28 protein-coding genes and 1 tRNA gene are annotated in these 25,921 nt (G+C 54.9%); 16 read left to right on the top strand and 13 right to left on the bottom strand.

Going from position 1 to position 25,921, the window contains the following annotated elements; all coding sequences use genetic code 11:
- Positions 1-19: 19 nt before the first annotated feature.
- From pth to DXB00_RS18170, 3 genes are read left to right on the top strand one after another with little or no spacing between them, the layout of a single operon-like run.
- A complete protein-coding gene (gene pth / locus DXB00_RS08050) occupies positions 20-658 on the top strand; it encodes an aminoacyl-tRNA hydrolase (RefSeq protein WP_118729685.1) in 639 nt (212 codons plus the stop codon).
- A 13-nt stretch (positions 659-671) separates the two neighbouring features.
- Positions 672-1,088, top strand: a complete 417-nt coding sequence (locus DXB00_RS08055) for a flavodoxin (protein ID WP_118729686.1) — start codon at positions 672-674, stop codon at positions 1,086-1,088.
- The gene (locus tag DXB00_RS18170; RefSeq protein WP_158581281.1) at positions 1,085-2,011 is read left to right on the top strand and encodes a GIY-YIG nuclease family protein; all 927 of its coding nucleotides are present in this window, start codon (positions 1,085-1,087) and stop codon (positions 2,009-2,011) included. The genes DXB00_RS08055 and DXB00_RS18170 overlap by 4 nt, the downstream gene beginning before the upstream one ends.
- Positions 2,012-2,080: 69 nt before the next feature.
- On the opposite strand, the gene DXB00_RS08065 is transcribed toward DXB00_RS18170, so the two are convergent.
- The 4 genes from DXB00_RS08065 to DXB00_RS08080 all read right to left on the bottom strand — a co-directional run bounded on the left by DXB00_RS08065 (position 2,081) and on the right by DXB00_RS08080 (position 4,123).
- Positions 2,081-2,302, bottom strand: a complete 222-nt coding sequence (locus DXB00_RS08065) for a hypothetical protein (RefSeq protein WP_118729687.1) — start codon at positions 2,300-2,302, stop codon at positions 2,081-2,083.
- A 1-nt stretch (position 2,303) separates the two neighbouring features.
- Positions 2,304-2,540 carry a preprotein translocase subunit SecG gene (gene secG, locus DXB00_RS08070; RefSeq protein WP_110436055.1) on the bottom strand — a complete coding sequence of 79 codons (237 nt, stop codon included), beginning with the start codon at positions 2,538-2,540 and terminating at the stop codon, positions 2,304-2,306.
- A gap of 137 nt (positions 2,541-2,677) precedes the next feature.
- Positions 2,678-3,187, bottom strand: a complete 510-nt coding sequence (locus DXB00_RS08075; RefSeq protein WP_118729688.1) for a hypothetical protein — start codon at positions 3,185-3,187, stop codon at positions 2,678-2,680.
- A gap of 15 nt (positions 3,188-3,202) precedes the next feature.
- On the bottom strand, positions 3,203-4,123 hold the full coding sequence (locus tag DXB00_RS08080; protein WP_118729689.1) for a nucleotidyltransferase family protein: 921 nt from the start codon (positions 4,121-4,123) through the stop codon (positions 3,203-3,205).
- A gap of 283 nt (positions 4,124-4,406) precedes the next feature.
- Between DXB00_RS08080 and pyk the strand changes: the two genes are divergently transcribed.
- From pyk to DXB00_RS08100, 4 genes are all read left to right on the top strand, one after another.
- The gene (gene pyk / locus DXB00_RS08085) at positions 4,407-5,858 is read left to right on the top strand and encodes a pyruvate kinase (protein WP_118729690.1); all 1,452 of its coding nucleotides are present in this window, start codon (positions 4,407-4,409) and stop codon (positions 5,856-5,858) included.
- A 4-nt stretch (positions 5,859-5,862) separates the two neighbouring features.
- Complete coding sequence (locus DXB00_RS17695) at positions 5,863-6,543, top strand: LCP family protein (RefSeq protein ID WP_119214781.1); 681 nt, start codon at positions 5,863-5,865, stop codon at positions 6,541-6,543.
- On the top strand, positions 6,426-7,040 hold the full coding sequence (locus DXB00_RS08095; protein ID WP_119214776.1) for an LCP family protein: 615 nt from the start codon (positions 6,426-6,428) through the stop codon (positions 7,038-7,040). The genes DXB00_RS17695 and DXB00_RS08095 overlap by 118 nt, the downstream gene beginning before the upstream one ends.
- A 123-nt stretch (positions 7,041-7,163) precedes the next feature.
- Positions 7,164-8,411: a M16 family metallopeptidase gene (locus DXB00_RS08100; protein ID WP_118729691.1), complete on the top strand. Its 1,248-nt coding sequence runs from the start codon at positions 7,164-7,166 to the stop codon at positions 8,409-8,411.
- On the opposite strand, the gene DXB00_RS08105 is transcribed toward DXB00_RS08100, so the two are convergent.
- A complete protein-coding gene (locus tag DXB00_RS08105) occupies positions 8,408-8,803 on the bottom strand; it encodes a CBS domain-containing protein (RefSeq protein ID WP_118360983.1) in 396 nt (131 codons plus the stop codon). The two genes, DXB00_RS08100 and DXB00_RS08105, sit on opposite strands and share 4 nt — an antisense overlap.
- 309 nt (positions 8,804-9,112) lie before the next feature.
- Between DXB00_RS08105 and DXB00_RS08110 the strand changes: the two genes are divergently transcribed.
- Positions 9,113-10,126, top strand: a complete 1,014-nt coding sequence (locus DXB00_RS08110) for an ABC transporter substrate-binding protein (RefSeq protein WP_118729692.1) — start codon at positions 9,113-9,115, stop codon at positions 10,124-10,126.
- Positions 10,127-10,590: 464 nt separating this feature from the next.
- Complete coding sequence (locus DXB00_RS08115; protein ID WP_119214777.1) at positions 10,591-11,112, top strand: CarD family transcriptional regulator; 522 nt, start codon at positions 10,591-10,593, stop codon at positions 11,110-11,112.
- A gap of 72 nt (positions 11,113-11,184) precedes the next feature.
- On the opposite strand, the gene ppk1 is transcribed toward DXB00_RS08115, so the two are convergent.
- Positions 11,185-13,314 (bottom strand): polyphosphate kinase 1, encoded by a 2,130-nt coding sequence (ppk1, locus tag DXB00_RS08120; RefSeq protein ID WP_118729694.1) that lies wholly within the window; start codon positions 13,312-13,314, stop codon positions 11,185-11,187.
- Positions 13,315-13,506: 192 nt separating this feature from the next.
- Here ppk1 and DXB00_RS08125 point away from each other — a divergent pair, with 192 nt between their 5' ends.
- Positions 13,507-14,139, top strand: a complete 633-nt coding sequence (locus DXB00_RS08125; protein ID WP_118480997.1) for an inorganic diphosphatase — start codon at positions 13,507-13,509, stop codon at positions 14,137-14,139.
- A gap of 154 nt (positions 14,140-14,293) precedes the next feature.
- On the opposite strand, the gene DXB00_RS08130 is transcribed toward DXB00_RS08125, so the two are convergent.
- The 3 genes from DXB00_RS08130 to DXB00_RS08135 form a co-directional block, all read right to left on the bottom strand.
- A tRNA-Gly gene (locus DXB00_RS08130) sits at positions 14,294-14,367 on the bottom strand.
- Between the two features lie 385 nt (positions 14,368-14,752).
- Positions 14,753-14,875 (bottom strand): hypothetical protein, encoded by a 123-nt coding sequence (locus DXB00_RS17700; protein ID WP_279220784.1) that lies wholly within the window; start codon positions 14,873-14,875, stop codon positions 14,753-14,755.
- 200 nt (positions 14,876-15,075) lie between these two features.
- Entirely contained in the window at positions 15,076-16,644 is a 1,569-nt protein-coding gene (locus tag DXB00_RS08135; RefSeq protein WP_119214778.1) for a SulP family inorganic anion transporter, read from the bottom strand.
- A gap of 380 nt (positions 16,645-17,024) precedes the next feature.
- Here DXB00_RS08135 and DXB00_RS08140 point away from each other — a divergent pair, with 380 nt between their 5' ends.
- A complete protein-coding gene (locus tag DXB00_RS08140) occupies positions 17,025-17,522 on the top strand; it encodes a GreA/GreB family elongation factor (protein WP_117488359.1) in 498 nt (165 codons plus the stop codon).
- Between the two features lie 256 nt (positions 17,523-17,778).
- Here the strand turns inward: DXB00_RS08140 and DXB00_RS08145 are convergent, their stop codons facing one another.
- The 3 genes from DXB00_RS08145 to DXB00_RS08155 are packed head-to-tail and all read right to left on the bottom strand — an operon-like array spanning position 17,779 to position 18,676.
- Positions 17,779-18,018 (bottom strand): hypothetical protein, encoded by a 240-nt coding sequence (locus DXB00_RS08145; protein ID WP_118729696.1) that lies wholly within the window; start codon positions 18,016-18,018, stop codon positions 17,779-17,781.
- A gap of 13 nt (positions 18,019-18,031) precedes the next feature.
- Entirely contained in the window at positions 18,032-18,397 is a 366-nt protein-coding gene (locus DXB00_RS08150) for a hypothetical protein (RefSeq protein ID WP_118729697.1), read from the bottom strand.
- A gap of 12 nt (positions 18,398-18,409) precedes the next feature.
- Positions 18,410-18,676 (bottom strand): hypothetical protein, encoded by a 267-nt coding sequence (locus DXB00_RS08155; RefSeq protein WP_118729698.1) that lies wholly within the window; start codon positions 18,674-18,676, stop codon positions 18,410-18,412.
- A 172-nt stretch (positions 18,677-18,848) separates the two neighbouring features.
- Here DXB00_RS08155 and DXB00_RS08160 point away from each other — a divergent pair, with 172 nt between their 5' ends.
- The 5 genes from DXB00_RS08160 (at position 18,849) to DXB00_RS08180 (ending at position 24,432) form a co-directional block, all read left to right on the top strand.
- The gene (locus DXB00_RS08160; RefSeq protein ID WP_158577993.1) at positions 18,849-19,355 is read left to right on the top strand and encodes a metallophosphoesterase family protein; all 507 of its coding nucleotides are present in this window, start codon (positions 18,849-18,851) and stop codon (positions 19,353-19,355) included.
- A gap of 26 nt (positions 19,356-19,381) precedes the next feature.
- Positions 19,382-20,227, top strand: a complete 846-nt coding sequence (locus DXB00_RS08165) for a type III pantothenate kinase (protein ID WP_118286099.1) — start codon at positions 19,382-19,384, stop codon at positions 20,225-20,227.
- Between the two features lie 322 nt (positions 20,228-20,549).
- Positions 20,550-22,472, top strand: coding sequence for an aconitate hydratase (locus DXB00_RS08170; protein ID WP_118729699.1), 1,923 nt, complete (start codon positions 20,550-20,552; stop codon positions 22,470-22,472).
- A gap of 106 nt (positions 22,473-22,578) precedes the next feature.
- On the top strand, positions 22,579-23,736 hold the full coding sequence (locus DXB00_RS08175; protein ID WP_119214779.1) for an isocitrate/isopropylmalate family dehydrogenase: 1,158 nt from the start codon (positions 22,579-22,581) through the stop codon (positions 23,734-23,736).
- A 39-nt stretch (positions 23,737-23,775) separates the two neighbouring features.
- A complete protein-coding gene (locus DXB00_RS08180; RefSeq protein ID WP_118360961.1) occupies positions 23,776-24,432 on the top strand; it encodes a redox-sensing transcriptional repressor Rex in 657 nt (218 codons plus the stop codon).
- Positions 24,433-24,509: 77 nt separating this feature from the next.
- Here the strand turns inward: DXB00_RS08180 and metA are convergent, their stop codons facing one another.
- Positions 24,510-25,424: a homoserine O-acetyltransferase MetA gene (metA, locus tag DXB00_RS08185; protein ID WP_118729700.1), complete on the bottom strand. Its 915-nt coding sequence runs from the start codon at positions 25,422-25,424 to the stop codon at positions 24,510-24,512.
- Positions 25,425-25,921: the final 497 nt, after the last annotated feature.

The raw sequence follows: 25,921 nt of genomic DNA on the forward strand, positions 1-25,921 counted from the left end.
ACATCGGAGAGAGAAAAATATGTCAATATTCGATATTTTTAAGAAGTTGGATGAAGAAAAAGCCGCAAAGGCATCCCAGCCGATCGAGTGGATCGTGGTCGGACTGGGCAACCCGGGTACGAAGTACGACAATACCCGTCACAATGCGGGCTTCCGTGCACTTGAGGGTTACTGCGCCCGCAGCGGACAGAAGATCGACCGCATGAAGTTCAAGGCACTGGCGGGTGAGGGTATGCTCGGCGGCAAGCGCGTGCTGTTCCTCAAGCCGCAGACGTTCATGAACCTGTCGGGTGAAGCGGTGCGCGATGCGGCTTCGTTCTACAAAATCCCGCCGGAGCACATTATCGTGCTGTCGGACGATGTGTCGCTCGATGTGGGCACGCTGCGCGTGCGCGCAAAAGGCTCGGCAGGCGGACAGAACGGCCTGAAAAACATTATCTATCATCTGAACAGCGAGGACTTCCCGCGCGTGAAGATCGGCGTCGGCAAAAAGCCGCGTCCGGATTACGATCTGGCGGCGTGGGTGCTCGGCAAGTTCCCGGCGGAGGAGCAGAAGGCTATCGACAAGGCGTGCGAGGACGCGGTGAACGCGGCTGCCTGCATCATCGCGGAGGACTGTGCCGCTGCCGCGCAGAAATTCAACGGAAAACGCATCTAAGGAGTTGGTTTTGATGAAAACCGCAGTAGCATATTACTCGCTCGGCGGCACAACACGGTCATACGCCCGCGCGGAAGCCAAGGCGCGGAACGCCGATTTGATTGAGCTTACGCCGAAAACGCCGTACAACCGGTTCACCGCGTTTGTGCGCGGCTGCCCGGAGGCCGTCAAGCAGAAGGCGGTCGCGCTGGACGGTATGCCGCTGTTTGTCGGCTATGACAGAGTGGTGCTGATGGCGCCGGTCTGGGCGGGTTATCCGGCACCGGTGTTCAACAGCGCGGTGGAACTGCTGCCGCCCGGTACGGAGGTCGAAGTAATACTGGTTTCCGGCAGCGGAAATAGTGAAAAGAGCAAGGCGAAGGTGCGTCTGCAAATCAAAAAGCGCGGCTGTACGATCTTTGCGCAGCGCGATATCAGGGCAAGCCGATGAGCGGATATACCTATGTGCTCCGCTGTGCGGATGATACGCTGTACTGCGGCTGGACGAACGACCTCACGGCTCGACTGGCGGCGCACAACAGCGGAAAAGGTGCAAAATACACGCGCGGACGCGGTCCGGTGACGCTGGCGTACAGTGAAATGTTCGACACGCAGAGCGAGGCCATGCAGCGCGAAGCAGCAATTAAAAGGCTCACGCGGCCGCAGAAGCAGGCGCTGATTGACAGCCAGAACGGCGGAGAACTGCTCACTGTTTACGATGCAGACGGACGTGCCTGCGGAGAACGCCCGCGGGCCGTCGTGCATGCGCAGGGGCTGTTCCACCATGTGTGCCACCTGTGGGTGGTCGGTAAGCGGGATGGCGTGTGCGGCATCTGGCTACAGCAGCGGCAGTTTGACCGGCCTTTATTTCCGGGTGGGTTCGACCTGACCTCGACCGGACATATCGACCCGGGCGAAACGCCGCAGACCGCTGTTCTGCGCGAAGCGCGGGAGGAGAGCGGACTGCAGCTGACAGCAGCCGACTTGATTGACGGCGGCAGTTATCGTCAGCGCTACTCGCGCGGCGAAGGCGGCTTTGATGATGAGCTGGCGTATACATTTCTGGCGCGTATCGACGGCATTCCGCCGTTCCGGCCCGGCCCGGAGGTCGCGGAGATGCTGTTCGTGCCGCTGGCGGACTTTGCCGCCGCACAGGAGCAGGGCGCATCACTCACCGGTCTGACACCGGACGGACGCACGATGGAGATGCCGAACGAATCCCTTGCTGTCTGCACACTGAGGAGTGGCAGGGCGCGAAACCGCGTATCGAAGCACTTTTTGACTAAAAAGAACAGCCGCCTTCCACTTGACAAGGGGAGGCGGCTGCCCTATAATATCGACATTCATCAATATGGAACCCGAAATCCGCTGTAAAGCAGCGGATTTTTGCATTTACTTGATATTTTTCAAAACAAAAAGCTGTCCGAAAGGACAGCTTTTGCTTTACTTGCTGAGTGCGCCGATGATGATATTGATGATCAGGCTGACCGCGGCTGCGATCGCGTAGATCGTGCTTTGCTGACGGCACGCTTTGGCCTTGGGATCATCCTGTTTGTCCTCCTGCTCACTGCGTCCGCAGATCATGCCGTAGCGGATCTGCTGCAGGACTGTCAGCGCGGCGAACGCGGCAAACAGCAGCAGGAGCAGTCGCTGAACCGTCTGCATCTTAGTGGATGAGGTTCAGGACGATTGCAATGATGACGAAAACAACGCCGACAATCGAGGTCAGACGAGCAAAGATACGGTCGGATGCGCTTGCCTTGCCGGAGCCGTAGAAGGTGTCTGCAGAGCCGGATACAGCGCCCAGACCCTGCTGTGCACCATGCTGGAGCAGAACAACAACGATCAGGAACAGGCTTGCAACGATCATAATGACCGAGAGAGCGATTTGTGCGGTAGTCATAGGTAATTTCCTCCACTGCTTTTCATTTTTCTTATCGCGCATAACGAGACTATGCGCGCAATATGCGTACATGATACTATATCATATTAAGTGCACTTTTTCAAGAGGTTTTCCGTATTTTTGTCCGGGAATTTGTCTCAGACAAGCGGCTGGAGAATGTTTTTCAGCGAATCGCCCATGCGGTTGGTGTGCACCTTGTGCGTATCAAGATCCACGACCGCCAGACGGATGGACGACCAGCCGTGCTTGTCGCTCTGGTATTTGCGCTCATCAGACAGTTTTTTCAGCTTTTTGAGCACGGCTTTGTCAGTCTCGCCGGCGGCAAGAATGACCGAAATCAGCGAAAAATCGTGGTTTTCGTCCGGCTTTACCAGCTCGGCGCTGACCTGCTGCGCGTACTTCCACCAGTCGTCAAGTGTCTGCTCATCGAGCGAGGGCACGGCGAACAGCAGACGGTATTCGTGTGCGTGGCTCGTGCCGCCGGTGGGCATCAGACCGAGGATTTTGCGGGCCGTGCGGGAGTTGAAAACGCTCAGCAGCGCCGTCATTCGGCCGGAAACCTGTACGTTCTGCTGGGAACGGAAATGCGGATCCTGCCCGTTCAGCAGCTTGTCGCGCAAGGCAACAAATTCAGTAGAAAAATCCATAAACAACCTCGCTTTTTACAGATCAGCGGGGTAATCGCCGTTTTTCGTCATAGCTGCAACGGCAGCGCAGATGGTCGGCTTGTCCTCGCGGTAGGTGACGCCGTACCAACGGGAATCCGTGGTGAGTACCTTTGCGGTCGCCTTTCCGTCCTTGATGAGTGTGTCCACCGCGAACGGCAGATAATACTCTGCCTTCATCGGATTGTTCGGCAGCTTGCCTGCGAAAAACTCACGCAGGCCGTCATCAAGCGAGGGCAGGAACGACGGGGTGAATCCCCAGAGATTGAGCGACACCGGCGTGCCGGGCGCAATCTCACCGGCGGGTGCATCGCCGTCCGCATCATAGCGGATGATGCCGTCCGCATCGCGGTGAATGGCGGTGCGCTCGATGATATGTGCGAGCAGACCGTTTTCGTCTGCGGTGCATACGCCGCGGGAGACCGTGCCATTTTCGGTGAGCGTGTTCTCGACCTGATATCCGACCATGCAGTAACGGAATTTGTCGTCATCCTGTGCGGCAGACAGGTAATCATACATTTTGCGAAATGCATCTGCGCCGTAGAAGTCATCCGCGTTGATAACGGCGATCGGGCAGCCGGCGGTCAGCTCCTTTGCACACCACACGGCATGCGCGGTGCCGAGCGGCTTCTCACGGCCTTCCGGTGCGGTCAGACCGTCCGGCAGATTGTCGAGCGTTTGATAAGCGTAGTCCACCTGCATGAAGCGGCGCGCCTTTTTGCCGATGGCGTCCTCGAACGCCTCGTGCAGCTCGGGACGGATGATGAATACCACGCGGTCAAAGCCTGCACGGTGTGCATCGTAGATGGAATAATCGAGCAGAATCTGTCCGTTCGGACCGATCGGGTCGATCTGCTTGAGTCCGCCGTAGCGCGAGCCCATACCTGCCGCCATGATCACCAAAACCGGATTTGCCATAGTCTATATCCTCCTAAAGAACCTTATCTATTTATACAGATAAAGCATTTCATTCATGTTTTTCATACTCTCAAACGGGAATACTTCTTTATTATACAAGAGCGTATCATAAAACACAAGATGTTTGCGGTGCGGGTCTGCTTTTTTGTCGAAAAGCATGAAAATCCAAATGGGGTTCGGGTGATGATTGCAAAGTGTCGGGAAAACTGCTAAAATAAAAAACGTATACGTATAGAGAATTTTATTATTAAAACCATATTGTTATAGAGAGGAATATGTTTCGATGCGCAAAACGAAGATTATCTGCACGCTTGGTCCCGCAACTGATGCTGTACTGCCCGAGATGATCAAGGCAGGCATGAATGTTGCCCGTATGAACTTCAGCCACGGCTCTCATGAGGAGCACAAGGCTCGCATGGACGCCGTTAAGGCAGCCCGCAAGGAGCTTGGCATGCCGGTCGGCATTATGCTGGATACCAAGGGTCCGGAGATCCGTACCAAGACCTATAAGGACGGCAAGATCGAGATTGTTGAGGGTCAGGAGTTTACGCTGACCACCCGCGATATCGAGGGTGACAACACCATCGTTTCCATCACCTACGAAGGCCTGCCGAACGACGTTCAGCCGGGCACCCGCATCCTGATCGACGACGGTCTGGTTGCATTCGAGGTCGAGGAGATCAAGAACGGCACCGACATTGTGTGCAAGGCGCTCAACGGTGGCCCGCTCTCCAACCGCAAGTCCATCAACGTACCGGGCATCAAGCTGAACATGAAGTTCGTTTCCGATAAGGACCGTGAGGATATTGAGTTCGGTCTGTCTCAGGACATCGACTTTATCGCTGCTTCCTTCACCCGTTCCGCACAGGACGTCCGCGACATCAAGGAGATCCTCAAGGCACACGGCAAGGAAGATGTTGAGATCATCTGCAAGATCGAGAACATGGAAGGCGTAAACAACGTACAGGAGATTCTCGATGAGGCAAACGGCATCATGGTAGCCCGCGGCGACCTTGGCGTTGAGGTTCCGTTTGAGGAGCTGCCGGAGATCCAGAAGTCCATCATCAAGACCTGCATTTCCCGTGGCAAGCGCGTTGTAACCGCTACCCAGATGCTCGAGTCCATGGCTAAGAACCCGCGCCCGACCCGTGCAGAGGTTTCCGACGTTGCAAACGCTGTTTACGACGGCACCTCCGCTATCATGCTGTCCGGTGAGACCTCTGTCGGCAAGTATCCGGTAGAGACCGTTCGCACCATGAGCCGCATCGCAGAGAACGCAGAGAAGACCATCCACTACGACCGCCGCCGTGTAACCCGTCTTGAGTTCCAGAACATGGACGTAGACGGCGACACGAAGACGCTGGCAATCTCGCACGCAACCTGCTCTACCTCCGCTGATCTGGGCGTTAAGGGCATTGTAGCGTTTACCGAGTCCGGTTCTACCGCTCGCGCTGTATCCACCTACCGTCCGGGCGCGCCGATCATCGCCGCTACCCCGAGTGAAAAGACCTTTAACCGCCTGACCATGTCCTGGGGCGTAAAGCCGATTCTGGTTGAAAAGCGCCCGCAGTCCGGCACTGAGCTGTACCATCTGTCCGAGAAGGCAGCGGTAACTGCGCTCGATCTGCGCGTTGGCGACGTTATCACCATCACCGCAGGTATGCCGGTAGGCGAGGTTTACTACACCAATACCCTGCGTGTACACGAACTGACCGAGAAGTCTTTCGAGGACTAACACTATGTCTTTCAAACGCTTGCAGCGTGCATTGTTCCGCACGATGGCCGCTGTTGTGGCGCTGGCGATCCTGTTCTGCATCGGATTGTACGGCTACCGCACGATGTTCGGCTATACCTATGACTCCTCGCTGTCCGATGAAGATCTGGCGGCGAGCGTCACAGCGGACGAAAATATTACGAATATTGCATTGTTCGGTCTGGATACCCGCGAGGGCGACAAGCAGAGTCATTCGGACTGCATGATGATCGTTACCGTGGACAACACGCGCGGCAAGATCAAGCTCATCAGCCTGATGCGCGATTCTCTGGTAGATATCGACGGCTACGGTGAGGACAAGCTGAATGCGGCGTATTTCCGCGGCGGTCCGAGTCTTGCCATCCGCACCATCAACGAGAATTTCGGCACGGATATCAAGGATTACGTTGCCGTAGACTTCGAGCAGCTGGTGCAGATCGTAGACGCGATCGGCGGCGTGGATATCGACGTGCAGAACGATAACGAGCTGAAGGAGCTCAACCGTGTCATCAAGGACTACGGCGCAGAGCGGGGCAAGGAGTCTCCGGCGTGGAGAAGACCGGCCTGCAGACGCTGGACGGCGTGCAGGCGCTGTGCTATGGCCGTATCCGCAAGGGCGATACCGGCGATGACTGGGCGCGCGTGGAGCGTCAGAGCGTTGTGCTGAACGCCATCTTCACCAAGCTGCAGAGTGCAAGCGCCACCGAGCTGATCGGCAGCATGCGCAAGCTGGTTCCGTATGTCACGACCTCGCTTTCGCCGACTGATATGGCGTCGCTGATCGTCGGCGCGGTCAAGAACGGCATTCCGACACTTGAGCACACCCGTATTCCGGTGGATGGCGAGTGGAGTTATTCCGGTAATTCCGGCGAGTATATCACCTACGATCTGGACGTTGCAGCCGACCATATCCATGCATACATCTATGATGACGCGGATATCAGCAGCGGCACGACCGACGATGATACCGGCACGGACAGCAAGTCCGATACGGATACGACCGATTCGTCCAAGAGCACGGATACCAAGTCGAATACCACTGCTGTGGATCCGGAATCCCTTGTGGAGGAAGGCGGCTGGTACGATTCCGACACCGGTGACTATTATGATTGCGATGGTGACCGATACAGTCTGGACGAAAACGGGAATAAGGTGTATTATTAAACTTGTGATCGTTAGAGAACGAAGCAGGGGACATGACGACGATCATGTCCCCTGTTCTTATATGGCGATAACTGCTATAAGAAATAGAGAGAAAGAGTACAAACAGAAAGCAGGTAAAAACCTATGTATGTAAAACGAATTCTCCCGAACGGTGTGCGCTTGATTACCGAACGGATCGATAACATGCGCACGGTGTCGGTCGGCATCTGGGTCGGCAACGGCAGCCGATACGAACCCGCAGAGCTCGGCGGCGTATCGCATTTCATCGAGCACATGATCTTCAAGGGCACAGAAAAACGCTCTGCCCGCCATATTGCAATCGCGATCGACGCATTAGGCGGGCAGGCGAATGCATTCACAGATAAGGAATGCACCTGCTACTATATGAAGGTTCTGGACAGCCGGCTGAAAAACGGAGTGGCTCTGCTGGCGGATATGTTCCTGCATTCCCGCTTTGCACAGGAGGATCTGGAGCTGGAGCGCGGTGTCGTTCTCGAGGAGATCGACATGTACGAGGATTCTCCGGAGGATGTCGCCATCGACAAGCTGTTCGAGCGCTGCTACGACGGTTCGGCACTCGGCCGCCCAATCCTCGGCACGGCGGAAACGCTCGAGCTGATGACCTCGGAAACACTGCACAAGTATATGCGCGAATATTACCGCCCGCAGGATACAGTTGTTGCGGTTTCCGGCCACTTTACCGATGATGATCTCGACTTTATCGAGGAGCTGTTCTCTGAGATGGAGGGCGAGGGCAAAAACGTTATCACACCGGCAGCCTATCAGCCGAGCCTGTTCCTGAGGGACAAGGAGATCGAGCAGAACCACCTGTGCCTGTCCTTTCCGGGCGTATCGCTTGTCAGCGAGGACCGCTTTACAATGAACCTGCTTAGCTCCATCCTTGGCGGCGGCATGTCGTCCCGCCTGTTCCAGAGCGTGCGCGAGCAGAACGGCCTGTGCTACTCCATCTACACGTTCACCACGCCGCATCTGGATACCGGCCTGCTGTCCATCTACACCGGTCTGGGACAGGAAACCGAGCGAAAGGCGCTCGATCTCATCCTGCGTGAACTCGATGAATTCTGCCAGAACGGCCCGGCGCCGGATGAACTGTCGCGCTGCCGTGAGCAGGTCAAGACAACGCTGCTCATGGGTCTGGAGAACACCGGCAACCGCATGATGACCATTGGCCGCAGCGAGCTGCTGCGCGGCGAGGTATCCAAGATCGAGGAAGTGCTCGATTCCTACGACAGTGTGACCGCAGATGATATCCTGAACCTTGCCCGCCGTGTGTTCGACCGCTCGAAGGCTTCTCTGGCCGTTGTCGGTCAGCCGGACAGCGAGGATACATACCGCGAACTGCTGCGCTAATTACCGAGCTGCTTGCACAGATAGGTGATCACATCCCGACGGGTGACAATGCCGCAGAAGATACCGCGTCCGTCCACTACAGGTACAAAATTCTGCGCTGTGACCAGATCGACCATATCCTCCATGCGTGCATCAATGCTTACCGAGCGGTGGTGTATCCGCAGTTCAACCTGACCGACGGTCAGCTGTTCGAGGGTTTCCTTCGGGTAATGCAGCACTAGCCGCAGAAAATCACCTTCGGTAATCGTTCCGGCGTATTTGCCCTTGGCGTCTACCACCGGAATCGCTGTGAAGCCGCTGCGGAGCATGTCGTCAATGGCCTTCTGCACCGGGCAGCTTTCGGTTAAGTAGGAAACCTCTACCTTGGGTTTCAGGAAGAACGAAATATTCATAGTATCGCTCCTTAAAAATTGTAATATAAATCGTAGCAGAGCAGCACCGTGAAGCTGATTCACCGGTGCTGCTTTTGTTACCTCTATTGTACGATAGACAGGAGCGAGGGTCAACTGGAATTTGACAATCCTTACAGATTGTTAACAAATTGCAAAGTTGATATTGTAAAAAATGACGGATAGATAATTCTTATCGTAAGAAAATTAAACGGTATACTTGACTTGCACTCTTTTAACTGCTAAAATGATGAAGTAACAGAAGTGCAAAAGTTCTGTGAAAAGTAAAATTTGAACAAAGAAGGGTTTCCCATGAAGAAGAGATTACTCGCAGCGCTGATGGCTGGCGCCATGGCACTCACGATGACTGCCTGCGGCGGCAGCAGCTCCGGCAGCGATGACAGCAATGCAGCCTCCGGCAGCGATTCCGGTTCGGCTGGCAGCTATAAGGTAGGCATTGTTCAGCTGGTTCAGCATGAGGCGTTGGATGCGGCTACGCAGGGTTTCCAGGATAAGCTGAAGGAGCTGGTTGAGGCAGACGGCGGCGAGGTCAAGTTTGACTCGCAGAACGCCTCCGGCGAGTCCGCAAACTGCACCACCATCGTAAACGGCTTTGTTTCCGCGGGTGTGGACCTCATTATGGCGAACGCTACCGCAGCACTGCAGGCAGCACAGGCCGGCACCTCTGATATTCCGATCCTCGGCACTTCGGTAACCGACTACGGCACCGCACTCGGCGTATCCGACTGGACCGGCAAGACCGGCACCAACATCTCCGGTACTACCGATCTTGCACCGCTCGACGGTCAGGCCGACATGCTCAAGGAGCTGTTCCCGGATGCCAAGAACGTAGGTCTGCTGTACTGCTCCGCTGAGCCGAACTCCAAGTACCAGATCGACACCATCAAGCCGCTGCTTGAGAAGCTGGGTTACACCTGCACCGAGTATGCGTTCACCGACTCCAACGACGTTGCTTCCGTAGCGCAGAAGGCTGCTGCGGCAAGCGATGTTATGTATATCCCGACCGATAACACCGCTGCTTCCTGCACCGAGGCAATTGCAAACGTTGTTATCCCGGAAAATATTCCGGTTATCGCAGGCGAGCAGGGCATCTGCAACGGCTGCGGCGTAGCTACCCTGTCGATCGACTACTACGAGCTGGGTCAGGCTACCGGCGAGATGGCTTACGAGATCCTCGCCAACGGTGCAAACCCGGGCGATATGGAAGTACAGTCTGCACCGAACTTTACGAAGATGTACAACAAGGCTAACTGCGAGAAGCTGGGCATCACCGTTCCGGATGATTACACGGCAATCGAAGGCTAAAAGCTGAAATCCAAAGCACCGTACTTTATGTACGGTGCTTTGGTTTGTCAATAAAGTCCGTTTTAGCGCTGCTGCCGCGCGGCAGCGCGCATGAAATAGCATTTGCGGCGCAAATGCATGAAAACCGGGGGCGTGTACCTCGGTTTTCATACTTTCAGAGGGAGAAAGTTTCCGTATGGGAACTTTCGGACGTCCGTGTTTTGCAAAGTCAAAACACAGATTGTCGGAAAAACGAAGTTTTTCGACAGTCTCAGCACCGTACTTTATGTACGGTGCTTTTTCATATGCAGGAGAAATTTTGCGCACGGACGTGCGGTTTTACAGCGAAAATATACGTCAAATTGCCGAAAAATGAGGAAAAGAGCAAATAAAACTTACAATTTGCAAGAAAATGTGCTATAATTATATCAGAAAAAGTGGATAACGGAAACAGAATGAAACGCGATGTGTGAGGAGGCATCTTGATGTATCAGGCAGGAGAGTTCATTGTGTACGGAACCAACAGTGTGTGCCGGGTAGAGTCAATCGGCAAGCCGCCGTTCGAGACCGAGGAGGATAAGCTGTACTATACGCTGGTACCGGTAACGGGCACGGAGACCATCTATATTCCGACGGATTCGCCGGTGTTTACCCGTCCGGTAATCTCCCGCGAAAAAGCAGAGGAACTTATCAACTCTATTCCTGACATCGAAGAGGACCACTTTGTCTGCCATAGTGTCCGCATGGCGAATGAGCATTATCAGGCGGCGCTGCAGAGCCACGACTGCGAGGAGCTTGTGCAGCTGATCAAGACGGTTTACGCCAAGTCGCGCTGGCACGGACGCCGTGTCAGTCAGGTCGATCAGCGCTACCGCAAGCGTGCCGAGGAACTGCTCAACAGCGAGCTTTCGGTTGCACTCGGTATTCCGCTCAAGGAAGTTCCGGCGTACATCAATCAGAAGATTGGCAAGTCGGAAAAAAAGACGGCAAAGAAAACTGAAGAATAAATAGAAAAAGAGAGGCTTTGAAGCCTCTCTTTCAGTCTGTCGGGAAAACGAAGTTTTCGACAGTCCATTTGTTCAGGAACCGGAGAACCATTTTCGGATTTTCTCGAGGAAACCCGGATGCGGCGCAGGCTGTGCGGCCTGTTTGCGGGCGTTCTCAATGGCCTGCTGCATAAGCAGATCCTGTGCGCAGATGGGGTCCTGAACGGCAGGCTTTTTGCAGTAGGTGCCGTCCGGCTGCAGCACACGCGCCTTGACAGTATCGTGCTGCATGGCATAGAGAATATCATGCAGGCGGGCGCGGACGGCAGGATTGTCAATCGGACAGGCAACTTCAACACGGCGTTCAGTGTTGCGCGTCATCAGATCGGCGGAGGAGATATACATTTTTTCCTCGTCACCGCGGCCGAACACATAAATGCGGGAATGCTCAAGAAAACGTCCGACAATGCTCGTCACTGTGATGTTCTCGGTGTGGCCCGGCACACCGGGCAGCAGGCAGCAGATGCCGCGCACGATCATCTCGACTGTGACGCCTGCGCAGGATGCCTCCCGCAGCTTGGCGATTACATCGATATCGGTCAGCGAATTGAACTTGAGCAGGATGTAACCGTCCTTGCCTTTGGCAATCTGCTCGTCCATCAACGCCAGAATGTTGTTTTTCAGGCTGGTCGGCGCGACGAACAGGCGGCTGTAGCGTCCGGACAGGTTGCCGAGCGCCATGTTGTTGAAGAACGCGCCTGCGTCCTGACCGATGCGTTCATCCGCCGTGATGAGCGACACGTCCGTGTACTGCTTGGCGGTTTTCTCGTTGTAGTTGCCGGTGCCGACCTGCGTAATATGGCGGACGGTTCCGCGTTCTCTGCGGGTGATCAGGCAGATCTTGGAGTGCACCTTGTAATCCTCAAAGCCGTAAATGATCTTGCAGCCGGCTTCTTCCATGCGTTCGGACCAGTCGATGTTGTTCTGCTCGTCAAAGCGCGCGCGCAGCTCGATGAGTGCGGTAACGTCCTTGCCGTTTTCGGCGGCAGCACACAGGTATTCGACCAGCTTTGCCTTGCTTGCCAGCCGGTAAATCGTGATGCGGATCGCCAGTACAGCCGGGTCGTTTGCCGCCTCACGAATCATCTGCAGGAACGGCTCCATGCTCTCATACGGATAGGACAGCAGAATATCCCGCTGCAGAGCGGCCTTGAGCAGACTCTGACCGGCAGACAGCATGGCCGGCTGCTGCGGCGTGAAGGGCGCGTCGCTGAGAAACGCACGCTTTTTTTCCGGCAGGTGTTCGCCGAGCGAGAACGCATATCCGAGCTTGAGCGGTGCTGTGCGCGACAGGAAAATCTGTGCATCGCTGACCTCAAAGCGGCTGCGGAAGTGCTCTTTGAAATGGTCGCTGATGGGACGGCTGATCTCCACGCGCACGACAGCCATGCGGCGGCGCTGCCGCAGCAGCTTTTCCATCTTTTTGCGAAAATCTCCGCCTTCTACGCCGAAGGTCTCGTCGTCTACCTGAATATCCGCATTGCGGGTAACGCAGAGCACGGTCTTTTCAAGTACATCGTACATTTCGAACACATGGTCAGCGTAGGCGAGCAGAATGTCCTCGGTGAGAATATAGCGCGACGGTGTCTCCGGCAGGAACACAACCGGCGGCAGCGATGCGGGCACGGGCAGAAGACCGAGCCGTTCGGTCTTTTTGTGGCTGAGCAGCGCGGCAATATGCAGCACCTTGCCCTCAAGGTGCGGGAACGGATGGTGCGAGTCCACGATCTGCGGCGAAAGCACCGGCGCAATGATATCCTTGAAATACCGCTTGATGTATTTCTGTTCGTCCGGCGCAAGCGAATCCATTGTCAGTCGGCGCAGACCGATCGCACTCAGTTTGCTGTCCACATCGGAGAACGCCGCATCACGACGTGCATAGAGCGGCTCAACCGCCTTGTAGATCAGATGCAGCTGCTCTTTGGCGGTCAGACCGGATTTGCTGTCGGTATGCCCTTTGTCCACGGCGGCCATGTCGCACAGGCTGCCGACACGGATCATGAAGAACTCATCCAGATTACTGGTAAAGATTGCGAGGAATTTGAAACGCTCGAGCAGAGGCACGTTCTCATCCTCCGCCTCGGCGAGCACGCGGGCGTTGAACTGCAGCCACGAAAACTCACGGTTCTGGGTGTAGCCCTGCTCCCAAATCTTCTGTGTCATATCATGTCCCCCTTCGTGGTGGCATACGCCGTCATTTTATAGTTACTATTATACTGCGCTTTTGTAAAGGAACAATGTGTTTCATGTAAAATGCATAAAAAGTTTCTTTCCTCCGCAGGTCTTGCGGGAAATGAAAAGGTCTGTTATACTGTGGATATAAAATAAGAAGAAAGAGGGAGAAAATCAGATATGATCAACATCTGGCATGACATTGATCCGAGTCGCGTAACGCCGGAGAGCTTTACGGCAGTCATTGAAATTCCGGCAGGCAGCAAGAAAAAGTATGAGCTGGACAAGCAGACCGGCCTGCTGCGGCTGGATCGTATTCTGTATACTTCAACGCATTATCCGGCCAATTACGGCTTTATTCCGCGCACTTATGCGGGCGACGGCGATCCGCTGGATGTGCTCGTGCTGTGCAGTGAAACGCTTGACCCGATGGTCGAGGTGGACTGCTATCCGATCGGCGTGATCCGCATGATTGATGATGACGAGATCGACGATAAGATCATCGCCATTCCGTTTGAGGACCCGAACTGGAACTATTATCATGATATCGACCAGCTGCCGCCGCATCATGGCAACGAGATCGCGCATTTCTTCGAGATTTACAAGAGTCTGGAGCACAAGTACACCGCAACGTCGGACGCGCTGACGCGCTCGGTGGCAGTCAAGGTGATCAAGGACTGTATCGAGCGATATGAGGTTCATTACTGCGGCAAGTGTCCGAGCAAGGAATACGAGTCGGAGAAAAAGCGCCTCAAGGAAGAAAAGAAGGAAGCCAAGGAGAAGGAAAAGCTCATTAAGGATATCCGCAAAGGCTAAGTACATAGAGCCGAGGACAGCTTTCGCATCAACGAGCGGCGTGACACGGGTCTCTCCGAGGAGCTTCTCTTGCTCTTCGGGCGAAACCGTGCGTTTGATTCGGCACCCGTTATATGAAAAAAACACAGCCATCCATTTGGATGGCTGTGTTTTTTGGAGCAGGGTACGGGAATCGAACCCGCCTCTGTGGCTTGGGAAGCGACCGTTCTACCGATGAACTAACCCTGCAGACAACAGTATTATTGTAAAGGTCTGACGGGCTTTTGTCAAGTGCCCGGACGGGGAATCCGTGGTGTTTTCACCGCCCAAACCGGAAAAAAGACCGCTGTACAATCATACAGCGGTCTCAGTCTGTCGAAAAAGCAGCATTTCAACTCTTGTGCTTTGTGCGGCAGCACGCATAAAATAGAATTTGCGGAGCAAATTCATAAATTCCGGGGGCGTGTACCTCGGAATTTATACAAGGGAAGAAAAAATGTGCCTGCAAGGCGCGGTTTTTCTTCGAAATTCGATCGAAAGCGTGGTTTCGATCGAGAGCGTGCTCGGAAAACGTTAGTTTTTCGACAGCCTCAGACCGCTGTACAATCATACAGCGGTCTTTCTATTGTTTATCTTACTTGCGGGTCTTGGAGAAATCGCGGCAAGCCATGCTGCCTCTCCAGGAGTAGCTGGGGTTCTGCATAAACATGGATTCAGCGATCATACCGAGCGTGCGGATGTAATTTTTCTTAGTCATGATAATCAGCCTCCTTTAATCCGTCTTCTGACGGTGCTGCTAACATTTTTTCTGTTCTTTCTGATTACGATATTATTATAGCGCATTTCAGAAAAAACGCAATACGCAATTTCGTTATATTGCATTAAAACCATGAAAAGAATTTGTATAATATCCACAAGAGAAAAGGCGCATGTCTCAAACATACGCCTTGTGCATTGTTACTTTTTGCCGGTATACGGACGAAGGTCCAGCAGAGCACGCTCTACGCTCCAGTAGAAGCCCTGTTCACCGACCATATCATAAATACCGGAGCGGTGCATCATATTCATGGCACTGCTCGGCAGGCCACACAGTACGATATCCACGCCGTTTTCGTGCAGCGAACGAAGAATATCCATCAGCGCCTGTGCCGCCGAAATATCAATATACGGCACGCCGCGCATGGACAGCAGCAGCGTATCACAGGTGCCGACACGCTCGGTCAGCTGCTCGATGGTGTCGATGTTGGCGAAGATCAGCGGACCGGTGATGTAAGCGACCATTGCGTTGCGGTAACGCTCGTTCAGCGCCTCGTCGTTGCTCTTGATGCGGGACATGTCAACACGCTCGTAGTTGATCTGCAGCTTGGACAGACGGGCAACCATCAGGATCAGACCGAGACCGACACCGACTACGATCGCAACCGTCAGGTCGAATACGATGGTGCAGATCATGGTGACGATAAATTTCGCCATGGCACCCTTGAAACGGTGGCTGAACATGTACTTGATGGCGTGCCATTCGTTCATGCGCCATGCTGTGACCATCAGCACGCCTGCCAGACCGGCCAGCGGCACATTCTGAATGACCGGCGCGAGCAGAAACATCATGATCAGCAGACCGACCGCATGGAAGATACCGGTCAGACGGGTCTGCGCACCCGAGCGAACTGCTACCGAGGTACGCGCCAGAGCGGCAGTTGCCGGAATGCCGCCGAACATCGGCAGCACCATGTTGCCGACGCCCTGTGCGAACAGCTCCTGATCGTTGTTGAGCTTGACGCCGGTCGCGCGGCCGGCAGACGCACCGCACAGCAGGCTTTCGAGCATGTTCAGCACCGCGATGGAGAATGCCGGCGCCAGCAGAGCAGGAACCGTGTTCCAGTCAATCTGTGCCGGAGACAGACGATCCGGCAGCATGAGCGTTTTCGGAATCTCGCCGACGGTTGCGATATCGAGCTTCAGAATCATCGTTGCCGCAGTTGCGATGATAATGCCGATGAGCGAAGCCGGTACGACCGCGTTCCACTTTTTCGGGAAGAACACCATCAGCAGAACGACAAAAAGCGCGATCAGCGTGGTAGCAATATCCGGATGAAAGCCGAGATCCTTATACGAGATGATCTTCGCAATCGCACTGGCCCCTTCCGAGTGCGTGCCGAAGAAGTTGTCGATCTGACCCATCGCGATAATGACCGCAATACCCGAGGTAAAACCGGTGATAACCGGCGCGGGTACGAAGGCGGTCAGGTTGCCGAGGTGCAGCACCGCCGCAAGGATGAGCAGCGCACCGGCGAGAAAGGTTGCCACGAACATGCCCTGCATGCCGTAGGTCGCGATCAGCGAGCCGAGAATGGCTGCCATAGCACCGGTCGGACCGGAAATCTGATAATAGCCGCCGGTCAGCGCCGAAATGATAAGACCGGCAACAATCGCCGTAACCAGGCCGCAGGCCGCTGTTGCACCGGCCGATACACCGAACGCCAGTGCCAGAGGCAGCGCCACTGCCGCAACGGTCAGACCAGCCATCAGGTCCTTGGCCAGCTTTTGCCCGTTGTAGCCCTTGAATTCCTGCTGAGCTGCCGCAAAAATGCAGTTCCCATGATGTTTTCATTCCCCTTTTTGTGATTCTCCCGTACACAGCAAAAAAGCAGGGCGGCCAACGGAAAACGTCAGCACCCTGCTTTGTGGTGTACAGGCGTATAGCAACAGTATATCATATGGAAAACGATACAGCAAATAAAAATGGCGGAAAATAGAAAATTGTGCAAATTGTTGAACATTCTGCGCGGTTATCACGCAAATTTAACCATGCGGAAATTTGACGGGAGGACAGGCGTTGCAAAATTCCGCCAAACAGCATATAATCTAAGGCATGAGCATGGAAGCATGAAAGGAAATGAAAAGCTATGCATGACGATCTGACCGCACAGGACATTGAAATGATGCAGAAGGAGCTGGACCACCGCAAGCTGGAGCTGATGCCCGAGCTGATCGAGGAGGTCAAGCGCACACGTGCGTTCGGTGACCTGAGTGAAAATTTTGAATACAAAGCCGCCAAGCAGGCGCAGAACCGCAACCGCAGCCGCATCCGCTATCTGGAGCGCATGATTAAATCCGCGCATGTGATTGAGGATAAGGCGGGCGCGGATGAGGTCGGTCTGTTCGATAAGGTGGAGCTGCTGTTTGAGGACGATGATGACACGGATACCATTCAGGTGGTAACGACCGTGCGGTGTGATCCGCTGAACGGCAGAATCAGCTGCAAGGCACCGCTTGGCAAGGCGGTGCTCGGCAAAAAGGTCGGTGACCGGGTGGATGTCACCACCGAAGAGGGCGACAGCTATACTGTTGTGATCAAGTCCATCACCAAGGAGAAGGATGATGGGTCGGGACCTATTTTGTAATTGAAAATGGAGAATGGAAAATGAATGTGCGCACCGAAGGCGCGGATTAAGGCAATACCGCATAATGGAACAAGAGCGGTTTGCGAATAAATTCTGCGTACTGCTGAGGCGCGGTTTCTTGCAATACTTGCCGTATTGCAAGAAATCGCGGCAGCGCGGACAGAGCTGCGCAAGGATAGCGCTCATTCTCAATTATAGCACGCGAATGCAATAAAAAACTGCTGCACATCAACCGTGCGGCAGTTTTTTCATGTACTCACAGCCCAAACAGGAGCAGGGCGGCGGTGAGCAGAAACTGTTCCCAATCCACCACGCCGTCATCGTCCATCAGCAGGAACCACACGATGAGCAGGGCGATCATAGTATCCATGTCCAGCCGGACACCCTGCAGACGCGCATTCAGCGTGCGTCCGAGACCGGAAAAGGTGCTGCTCTGCGGCGGTTCGTTTGTTTCCGGTGCGGTCTGCTCTGCGGCGGCAAGATAGCGGTTATACATGGGTCAGCACCTCCTATAAGGCTCGCGGCGCGGTATCGTCTGCAGAGAGGTTCACCTGTCCGAGTGCCGCGCGCGCCATCCGAGCCATGCTGACCAGACGGAGGGCACGGTCGAACTGGCCGGAGACCTCCTCGGCAACGAACGGCTTGAGCGCACCGAGCAGTGCGCGTTTTTCCGGTTTTACGGCATTCTGCCCGCTCTGCGCGATCGCGCCGATGACCGGAAGCGCCTTCTGCATCATTTCGGAGGCCGGATCGTAGGTGCTCTGCGGCTCTGCCTGTGCGGACGGCTGACCGCCGAGCAGGTCGGACACGGTTTTCATCGCGTTCTGCAGTGACTCCGGGTCGCTCAGCAGCGAGGAAAGCATATCGTTTTCCATCCAAACGCCTCCTTATTTGCCGAAAATGTGCCGAAGCTGTGCGGCCAGCCGCGCACCCTCGGGTGTCTGCATGAGTTTTTGCGCTGCCTGTGCTGCGCTGCGCATGTCACCTCTTTGCGCGGCTTTTGCGGCCTGTTCCAGCTCAGCGGCATGCTGTGCGGACAGCTGCTCGACCGCACGTCTGCCGTCTGCAGTGCCGAGCGCACCGGAAAGCCGTTCGAGCGCCGCGTCTCCACCGGCCTGTGCCGCAAGTCTGCGGAGCAGTTCGTTCTGATTCATTCGCGTCCCGTCCTCTCTCATAAGAAGTTGTTTCATGACAGTATATGCCGCCGGGAGGAGAAGTGTGTGCACAGGGAAATAAATTGTGGCTGATCGCAAGAAAATTACTTTACATCGCGGGATACTCGGTGTAAAATACAGCTATATGTGCGGCGCAGAGAGAGGGAACAACATGAAAGTGCTGATATTTGCAGATTCCCACGGCTATAACATGGCAATGGCCTTTGCGGTAGACAGGGAAGAACCGGATGCGGTCATTCACTTAGGCGATCACGCCGAGGATGCTCGCGAGATCGAGCGCGTGTTCCCGGCCATGCCGATCTACCGCGTGCGGGGCAACAACGATTTTGACCCCGATGTGCCGCTGAATGCGGTTGTGACACCGGGCGGCGTGCGGATTTATATCACGCACGGCCACCGTGAGCGTGTCGGCATGCTGTCGAGCGGCATTGTGCCGCAGCGGGCTTACGAGGAGCACTGCGCGCTTGCTTTTTTCGGGCATACGCACCGCATGATGCTCGAGCGGGAGAACGGCGTGTGGGTATGCAATCCGGGCAGCATCAGTCTGCCGCGCGGCGGCCCGGCCAGCTACGCTCGGCTGACTGTCGAGAACGGACGGGCTGCGCTGCTCGAGCTGGTCGATGAGGACGGCAGTCTGCTGCGAAAAGAGCGTCTGTAAGAGAAATAGAAAATTAGGAGAACATTATGCTTTTAGCAATCGACGTAGGCAACACCAACATGGTGTTCGGTTTATATGACGGAGACAAGCTGCGCGGCTCGTTCCGCATTTCCACCAATTCTGAGCGCACCTCGGATGAGCTGGGCATGCTGATCGCGCAGTATTACCACTTCCACGAGATCAGCTGCGCGGAAACGACGGCGGTCGTGATCGCGTCGGTCGTGCCGCCGGTGATGTATACGCTGATCAATGCCATCCGCAAGTATCTGTATGTGCAGCCGGTCATCGCGGGCCGCGATGCGGATATCGGCATTGAAAACTGCTATGCCAACCCGCGCGAGGTCGGCGCGGACCGACTGGTCAACGCGGTTTCTGCGGTTCGCAAGTATGGCAAGCCGCTCATCATTGTGGATATCGGCACGGCGACTACCTTTGACGCCATCGACGAGAACGGCGCGTATCAGGGCGGCGCGATTTTCCCGGGTCTGAAGGTGGCGATGGAGGCGCTGTTCCTCAAGGCGTCCAAGCTGCCGCGCGTGGACATTGAGCGGCCGGAGAATGCCATCGGCAAGACCACTGTGCAGTCCATGCAGTCCGGTGCGGTGCGCGGCTATGTCGGCGCGCTGACCGGCATCATCACGGATATCCAGAAGGAACTGGGCGGCAAGGCAAGAGTAGTCGCTACCGGCGGCATGGGCCGCATGATGGCGGAATACTGCGACCTTATCGACGATGTGGACCCGAACCTGACGCTCGAGGGTCTGCGTCTCATCTACGAGAACAACCGCGAAGCGTTTGAAAACCGCAAGCTGGATATGACCAGCAGCGTCATCGAAGTGACCGAGGAAGGTACATGGCAGGAGAACAAGTGAGTTGAACTGCTGCGAAACCGCTTTTTCGACAAATACAAGTGACTTTCTGCCGAAAACAGTAATTCTGCTGAAAAAACGCAGAAAAAGGCTTGAACTTTTTCAAATCACTGCGGTGAAAAGTGCTTTGCAAAACCGATAGAATGTTGTAAAATAGAAGTGGTTTCGTGTATGCGAACACCACTTCTATTTTTGTTTTTTGGGGCACGGTGCGAGCTGCACCGTGGAGAAGGCTGTGGAAGCCGCAACCACCCATTCTGACGAGAATGGGGCGCGAAAGCGAAAGACTTTCGCGTCGGGACATAAAGGAGCGAAGGAAACACACATGGGTATGACAATCGCGCAGAAGATTTTGAAAGCGCACTTGGTAGACGGCGAAATGGTACTGGGTCAGGAGATCGGTCTGAAGATCGACCAGACGCTGACGCAGGATGCCACCGGCACGATGGCTTATCTCCAGTTTGAGGCGATGGGCGTCGATCAGGTCAAGACCGAGCGCTCGGTCGCTTACATTGACCACAATACCCTGCAGTCCGGCTTCGAGAATGCGGACGACCACAAATATATCGGTTCTGTCGCTAAGAAGCACGGTATCTACTATTCGAAGGCAGGCAACGGCATCTGCCATCAGGTACATCTGGAGCGCTTCGGCGCACCGGGCAAGACCCTGATCGGTTCGGACAGCCATACGCCGACCGGCGGCGGCATCGGCATGCTGGCGTTCGGTGCCGGCGGTCTGGACGTTGCAGTCGCAATGGGCGGCGGCGCGTACTACATCCCGATGCCGAAGATGGTCCGCGTCAACCTGACCGGCAAGCTGTCTCCGTGGGTATCTGCGAAGGACGTTATTCTGGACGTACTGCGCCAGATGACCGTCAAGGGCGGCGTCGGCAAGATCGTAGAGTACGCAGGCGAGGGCGTAAAGACCCTGTCCGTACCGGAGCGCGCCACCATCACCAATATGGGCGCTGAGCTGGGTGCTACCACCTCGATCTTCCCGTCCGACGAGGCAACCAAGAAGTTCCTCGAAGCACAGGGCCGCGGCGACGTATGGGTACCGCTGTCCTCCGACCCGGACGCAGAGTATGACGAGGAGTACACCGTAGACCTGTCCGCACTCGAGCCGCTGGCAGCTATGCCGCATATGCCGGATAACGTCAAGAAGGTATCCGAGATTGGCGAGATCAAGGTAAACCAGTGCTGCATCGGTTCGTGCACCAACTCCTCCTACCACGACATGATGAAGGTCGCTTCCATCCTCAAGGGCAAGACCGTAAGCCCGGAGGTTTCGCTGACCATCAGCCCCGGTTCCAAGCAGGTATTCAATATGCTGGCGCAGAACGGTGCTCTGGCGGATATCATTTCGGCCGGTGCGCGTATCCTTGAATGCGCCTGCGGTCCCTGCATCGGCATGGGCCAGTCGCCGGAGTCCGGCGGCGTATCGCTGCGTACCTTCAACCGCAACTTTGAGGGCCGTTCCGGCACCCAGGATGCACAGATCTTCCTCGTATCTCCGGAGGTTGCAGCAGCGTCTGCACTGACCGGTGTGCTGACCGATCCGCGCACCCTCGGTGAGATGCCGGAGATCGAAATGCCCGAGCATTTCACCATCAATGACAACATGATCGTAAAGCCGGCCGAGAATCCGGCTGAGGTTGAGGTCGTTCGCGGCCCGAACATCAAGCCGTTCCCGCTGGGCAAGGCACTCGAGGCATCCTACACCGGCAAGGTCGTTCTCAAGACCGAGGACAACATCACCACCGACCACATCCTGCCGGCCGGCGCAAAGCTGCTGCCGTACCGCTCGAACGTGCCGTACTACTCCAACTACTGCTTTATCAACGTCGATCCGGAGTTCCCGTCCCGCTGCAAGGAGCAGGGCGGCGGCGTAATTGTCGGCGGCGCAAACTACGGTCAGGGCTCGTCCCGTGAGCATGCAGCGCTCGTTCCGCTGTATCTGGGCGTAAAGGCCGTACTGTGCAAGTCCTTCGCACGAATTCACAAGGCAAATCTGGTCAACTCCGGTATCATCCCGCTGACCTTTGCCGATCCGGCGGATTACGATGCAATCAATCTGCTGGATGAAATCTCTCTGCCGAACGTGCTCGAGGAAGTAAAGAACGGCGAGCAGGTCACCGTTGTTTGCGGCGGCAAGACCTTCAAGGCCGACTGTGAGGTTTCCGAGCGCCAGCGTCACGCACTGCTTGCAGGCGGTACGCTGCTGTACGCACGTCAGCAGAGCAAGTAAGTCAAGACGTTATGCCGGCCGGAGAGCCAAGCGGGTTCTCTGGTCGGACTTGACAGGCATATTTTCTTTTGTTAAAATAATATCAATGGTGTAGGAGGACAAAACCATGTCTATCGACCAGTCTGTTCTGGATAAATTTGAGGCAGTTGTAGAGAGCCAGCGCAAGCGTATCATGGATATGAAGGAGCAGGACGATTTTATTGATTACTCCAAGCTGGACAAGCTGATCATCGGCGTGTGCGGCGGCGACGGCATCGGCCCGATGATCACCGGCATGGCCCAGCATGCGCTGGAGGTTCTGCTGGCAGACAAGGTAAAGGCCGGCAAGGTGGAGTTCCGCGTGATCGACGGTCTGACCATCGAGCGCCGTGCTGAACTCGGCTGCGCAATCCCGCCCGACGTTATGGAAGAGCTGAAGAAGTGCCACGTTATCCTGAAGGGCCCCACCACGACCCCGCGCAAGGGCGATCCGTGGCCGAACGTAGAGTCCGCAAACGTTGCAATGCGCAAGGGTCTCGACTTGTTTGCCAACGTGCGCCCGGTAAAGGTGCCGGAGCTGGGTATCGACTGGACGTTCTACCGCGAGAACACCGAGGGCGGCTACGCTGTCGGCTCTCAGGGCGTACAGATTGATGACGATCTGTTCATCGACTTTACCGTAGCTACCTCGCAGGGCTGCGAGCGTATCGCTCGTCTGGCCTTCGACTATGCGCGCAAGACCGGCAAGAACCGCGTTTCCTGCGTCACCAAGGCGAATATTATCAAAACCACCGACGGCAAGTTCCTCGATACCTGCCAGAAGGTAGCCAAGGAGTATCCGGAAGTACAGTTTGACGACTGGTACATCGACATCATGACCGCAAAGCTGCTCGATGACAAGCGCCGCCGCGACTTCAAGGTCGTTGTTCTGCCGAACCTGTACGGCGACATCATCACCGACGAGGCTGCTGAGATTCAGGGCGGTGTCGGCACGGCAGGCTCTGCCAATATCGGCAAGCGCTATGCGATGTTCGAGGCAATTCATGGCTCTGCGCCGCGTATGGTACAGGAAGGCCGCGCAAAGTACGCGGATCCGTCCTCCGTACTGCGTGCAGCTGTTATGCTGCTTGAGCACATCGGTGAAATCGAACTGGCGAAGAAGCTCGACCGCGCACTTGATATCTGCATGGTAGAGGAGCGCAAGGTTGTTGTTACCGGTCGTGATACCGGTGCAACTGCACAGAAATTTACCGATTATGTGCTGGATACCATCGCTAAGTTGTAATTTACACGAGAAATAGAATTTGAGAGAGGGAGAGGGTCTGTGGAACACAAGCAAGAGGTTTCCAAAGCGGTAATTCAGCGATTGCCTCGCTATTATCGGAATATTTGTGAGCTGAAGGCTGAAGGGGAGCAGCGTATCTCCTCCAAAGCACTGGCAGAGCGCATGGGACTGACCGCTTCGCAGATTCGTCAGGACTTTAACTGCTTCGGCGGCTTTGGTCAGCAGGGCTACGGCTATAATATCGACAAACTGCAGGAGGAGCTGGGTGCGATCATGGGTCTGCGGACCGGCCGCACGGCGATTCTGCTGGGTGCCGGCAACCTCGGTCGTGCACTGCTTAATAACTTTAACTTTTCTGCCAGCGGCTTTGAACTGCTGTGTGCGTTTGACGCAAATCCGCAGCTCATCGGTCAGCGCTTTGGCGGCCATGAGGTACGCAGCGCGGATACGCTTGCGGAGTTTATTGAGCGCAACAAGCCGGATGTGGCGGTGCTCACCATTCCGCGCGGAGATGCCCCGCGTATCGCACACGGTCTGGTAGAGCGCGGTATCCGCGGTCTGTGGAATTTCACCGGCGAGGACCTTCATTTGGAGGGACTGGGCGTTCCGGTCGAAAACGTGCATCTGTCGGACAGCCTGATGACACTGTGCCATCTGGTCGGCGCAGCAGACGAGGGAAGAGAGCAGAACCTGTAAAACGAAAGGGAGTATCTTTTGATACTCCCTTTTTTGTGTGAAAAAAGCCGCTATCCAATGGATGAGCGGCTTTGGTATTACATTTTGTCCAGATAATACGGTGTTGTCTGGTACACATAGTAGTTGACCCAGTTGGTGTAAAACAGGTTGGCATGTGCCTTCCAGGTCACCAGTACGTCCTCGTTGGGATCATCGTTGCGGAAGTAATGGCGCGGCACCTCCGGGTTCATGCCTTTGGCCAGATCACGCTCATACTCCTTTTTGAGCGTGTCGGCGTCGTACTCGCCGTGACCCAGCACAAAGATCTGACGGCCGTTCATTGCCTCTACGATGTGCACACCGGCTTCGTGCGACTCCGCGAGAATGGTCAGACGATCATTTTTGCGGATGTCGGCGGCACGCACCTCGGTGTGGCGCGAGTGCGGTGCGCAGAAGATATCATCGAAGCCGCGCAGCAGCGGCTCCTTCGGCAGCAGAACATGGTGCTTGAAAATACCGGACATTTTCTCGGGCAGCATGTACTTCAGAATACCGTAGTGATAATACAGACCGGCCTGCGCACCCCAGCAGATGTGCAGCGTGGAATGAACGTGCGTTTTAGTCCAGTCCATGATCTCGGTCAGTTCCTTCCAGTATTCGACTTCCTCAAACGGCATGGTCTCTACCGGCGCACCGGTGATGATAAAACCGTCATATTTCTGGTCGCGGATATCGTCGAACGTCTTGTAGAAGGTGAGAAGATGATCCTCCGGCGTATTTTTGGAATGGTACGTTTCGGTCTGGATCAGATCGACCTCGATCTGGATCGGCGTGTTGGATAAACAGCGCAGGATCTGGGTTTCGGTAATGATTTTCAATGGCATCAGGTTGAGTAAACCGATGCGAAGAGGACGAATGTCCTGTGTCGCGGCACGGTGTTCGGTCATAACGAAAATGTTTTCGCTCTCCAATACGGCGCGTGCCGGCAGACTGTCGGCTATCTTGATAGGCAAGCCGACACCTCCTTTTTCTCTTCACAAATCTTTATATAATATATTCAGTATAGCAGATTTACGGCGGTATCTCAAGGGTTTGCATAAAATGCAGAAAAATGAAAAATAGTTATTGACAAAACAGGGGGAACGATGGTATCCTAAATAAGCTGTTTTCAAACAGCGGTTCAGCGTACCAAAAAGAATTTGAAAAAAAGTTCTTGACAAACGGTGAAAAGTTTGGTATTCTGAATAAGCTGTTTCGACAGCGGTCAAAATAGAATCGAGTCGATGAACGAAAATTGATTGAAAAATAAATCGAAAAAAGTTCTTGACAAACGCTTCTGGTTTTGATATACTAAATAAGCTGTTGATGAGCGGTTGAGAACAACGAAAAGTTGTGAAAACTCTTTGAAAACAGCAGATTGTACCTTGTAAATTAAACAACGATGTGCTTAAACTTTTGTTCAAAAGAACGAAGGTTGTAGTGCGAACCTGAAATTTCGAGAGTTTTTTAC

The organism is Butyricicoccus sp. OF10-2 (assembly GCF_003481925.1).
Lineage (GTDB): Bacteria > Bacillota > Clostridia > Oscillospirales > Butyricicoccaceae > Agathobaculum > Agathobaculum butyriciproducens.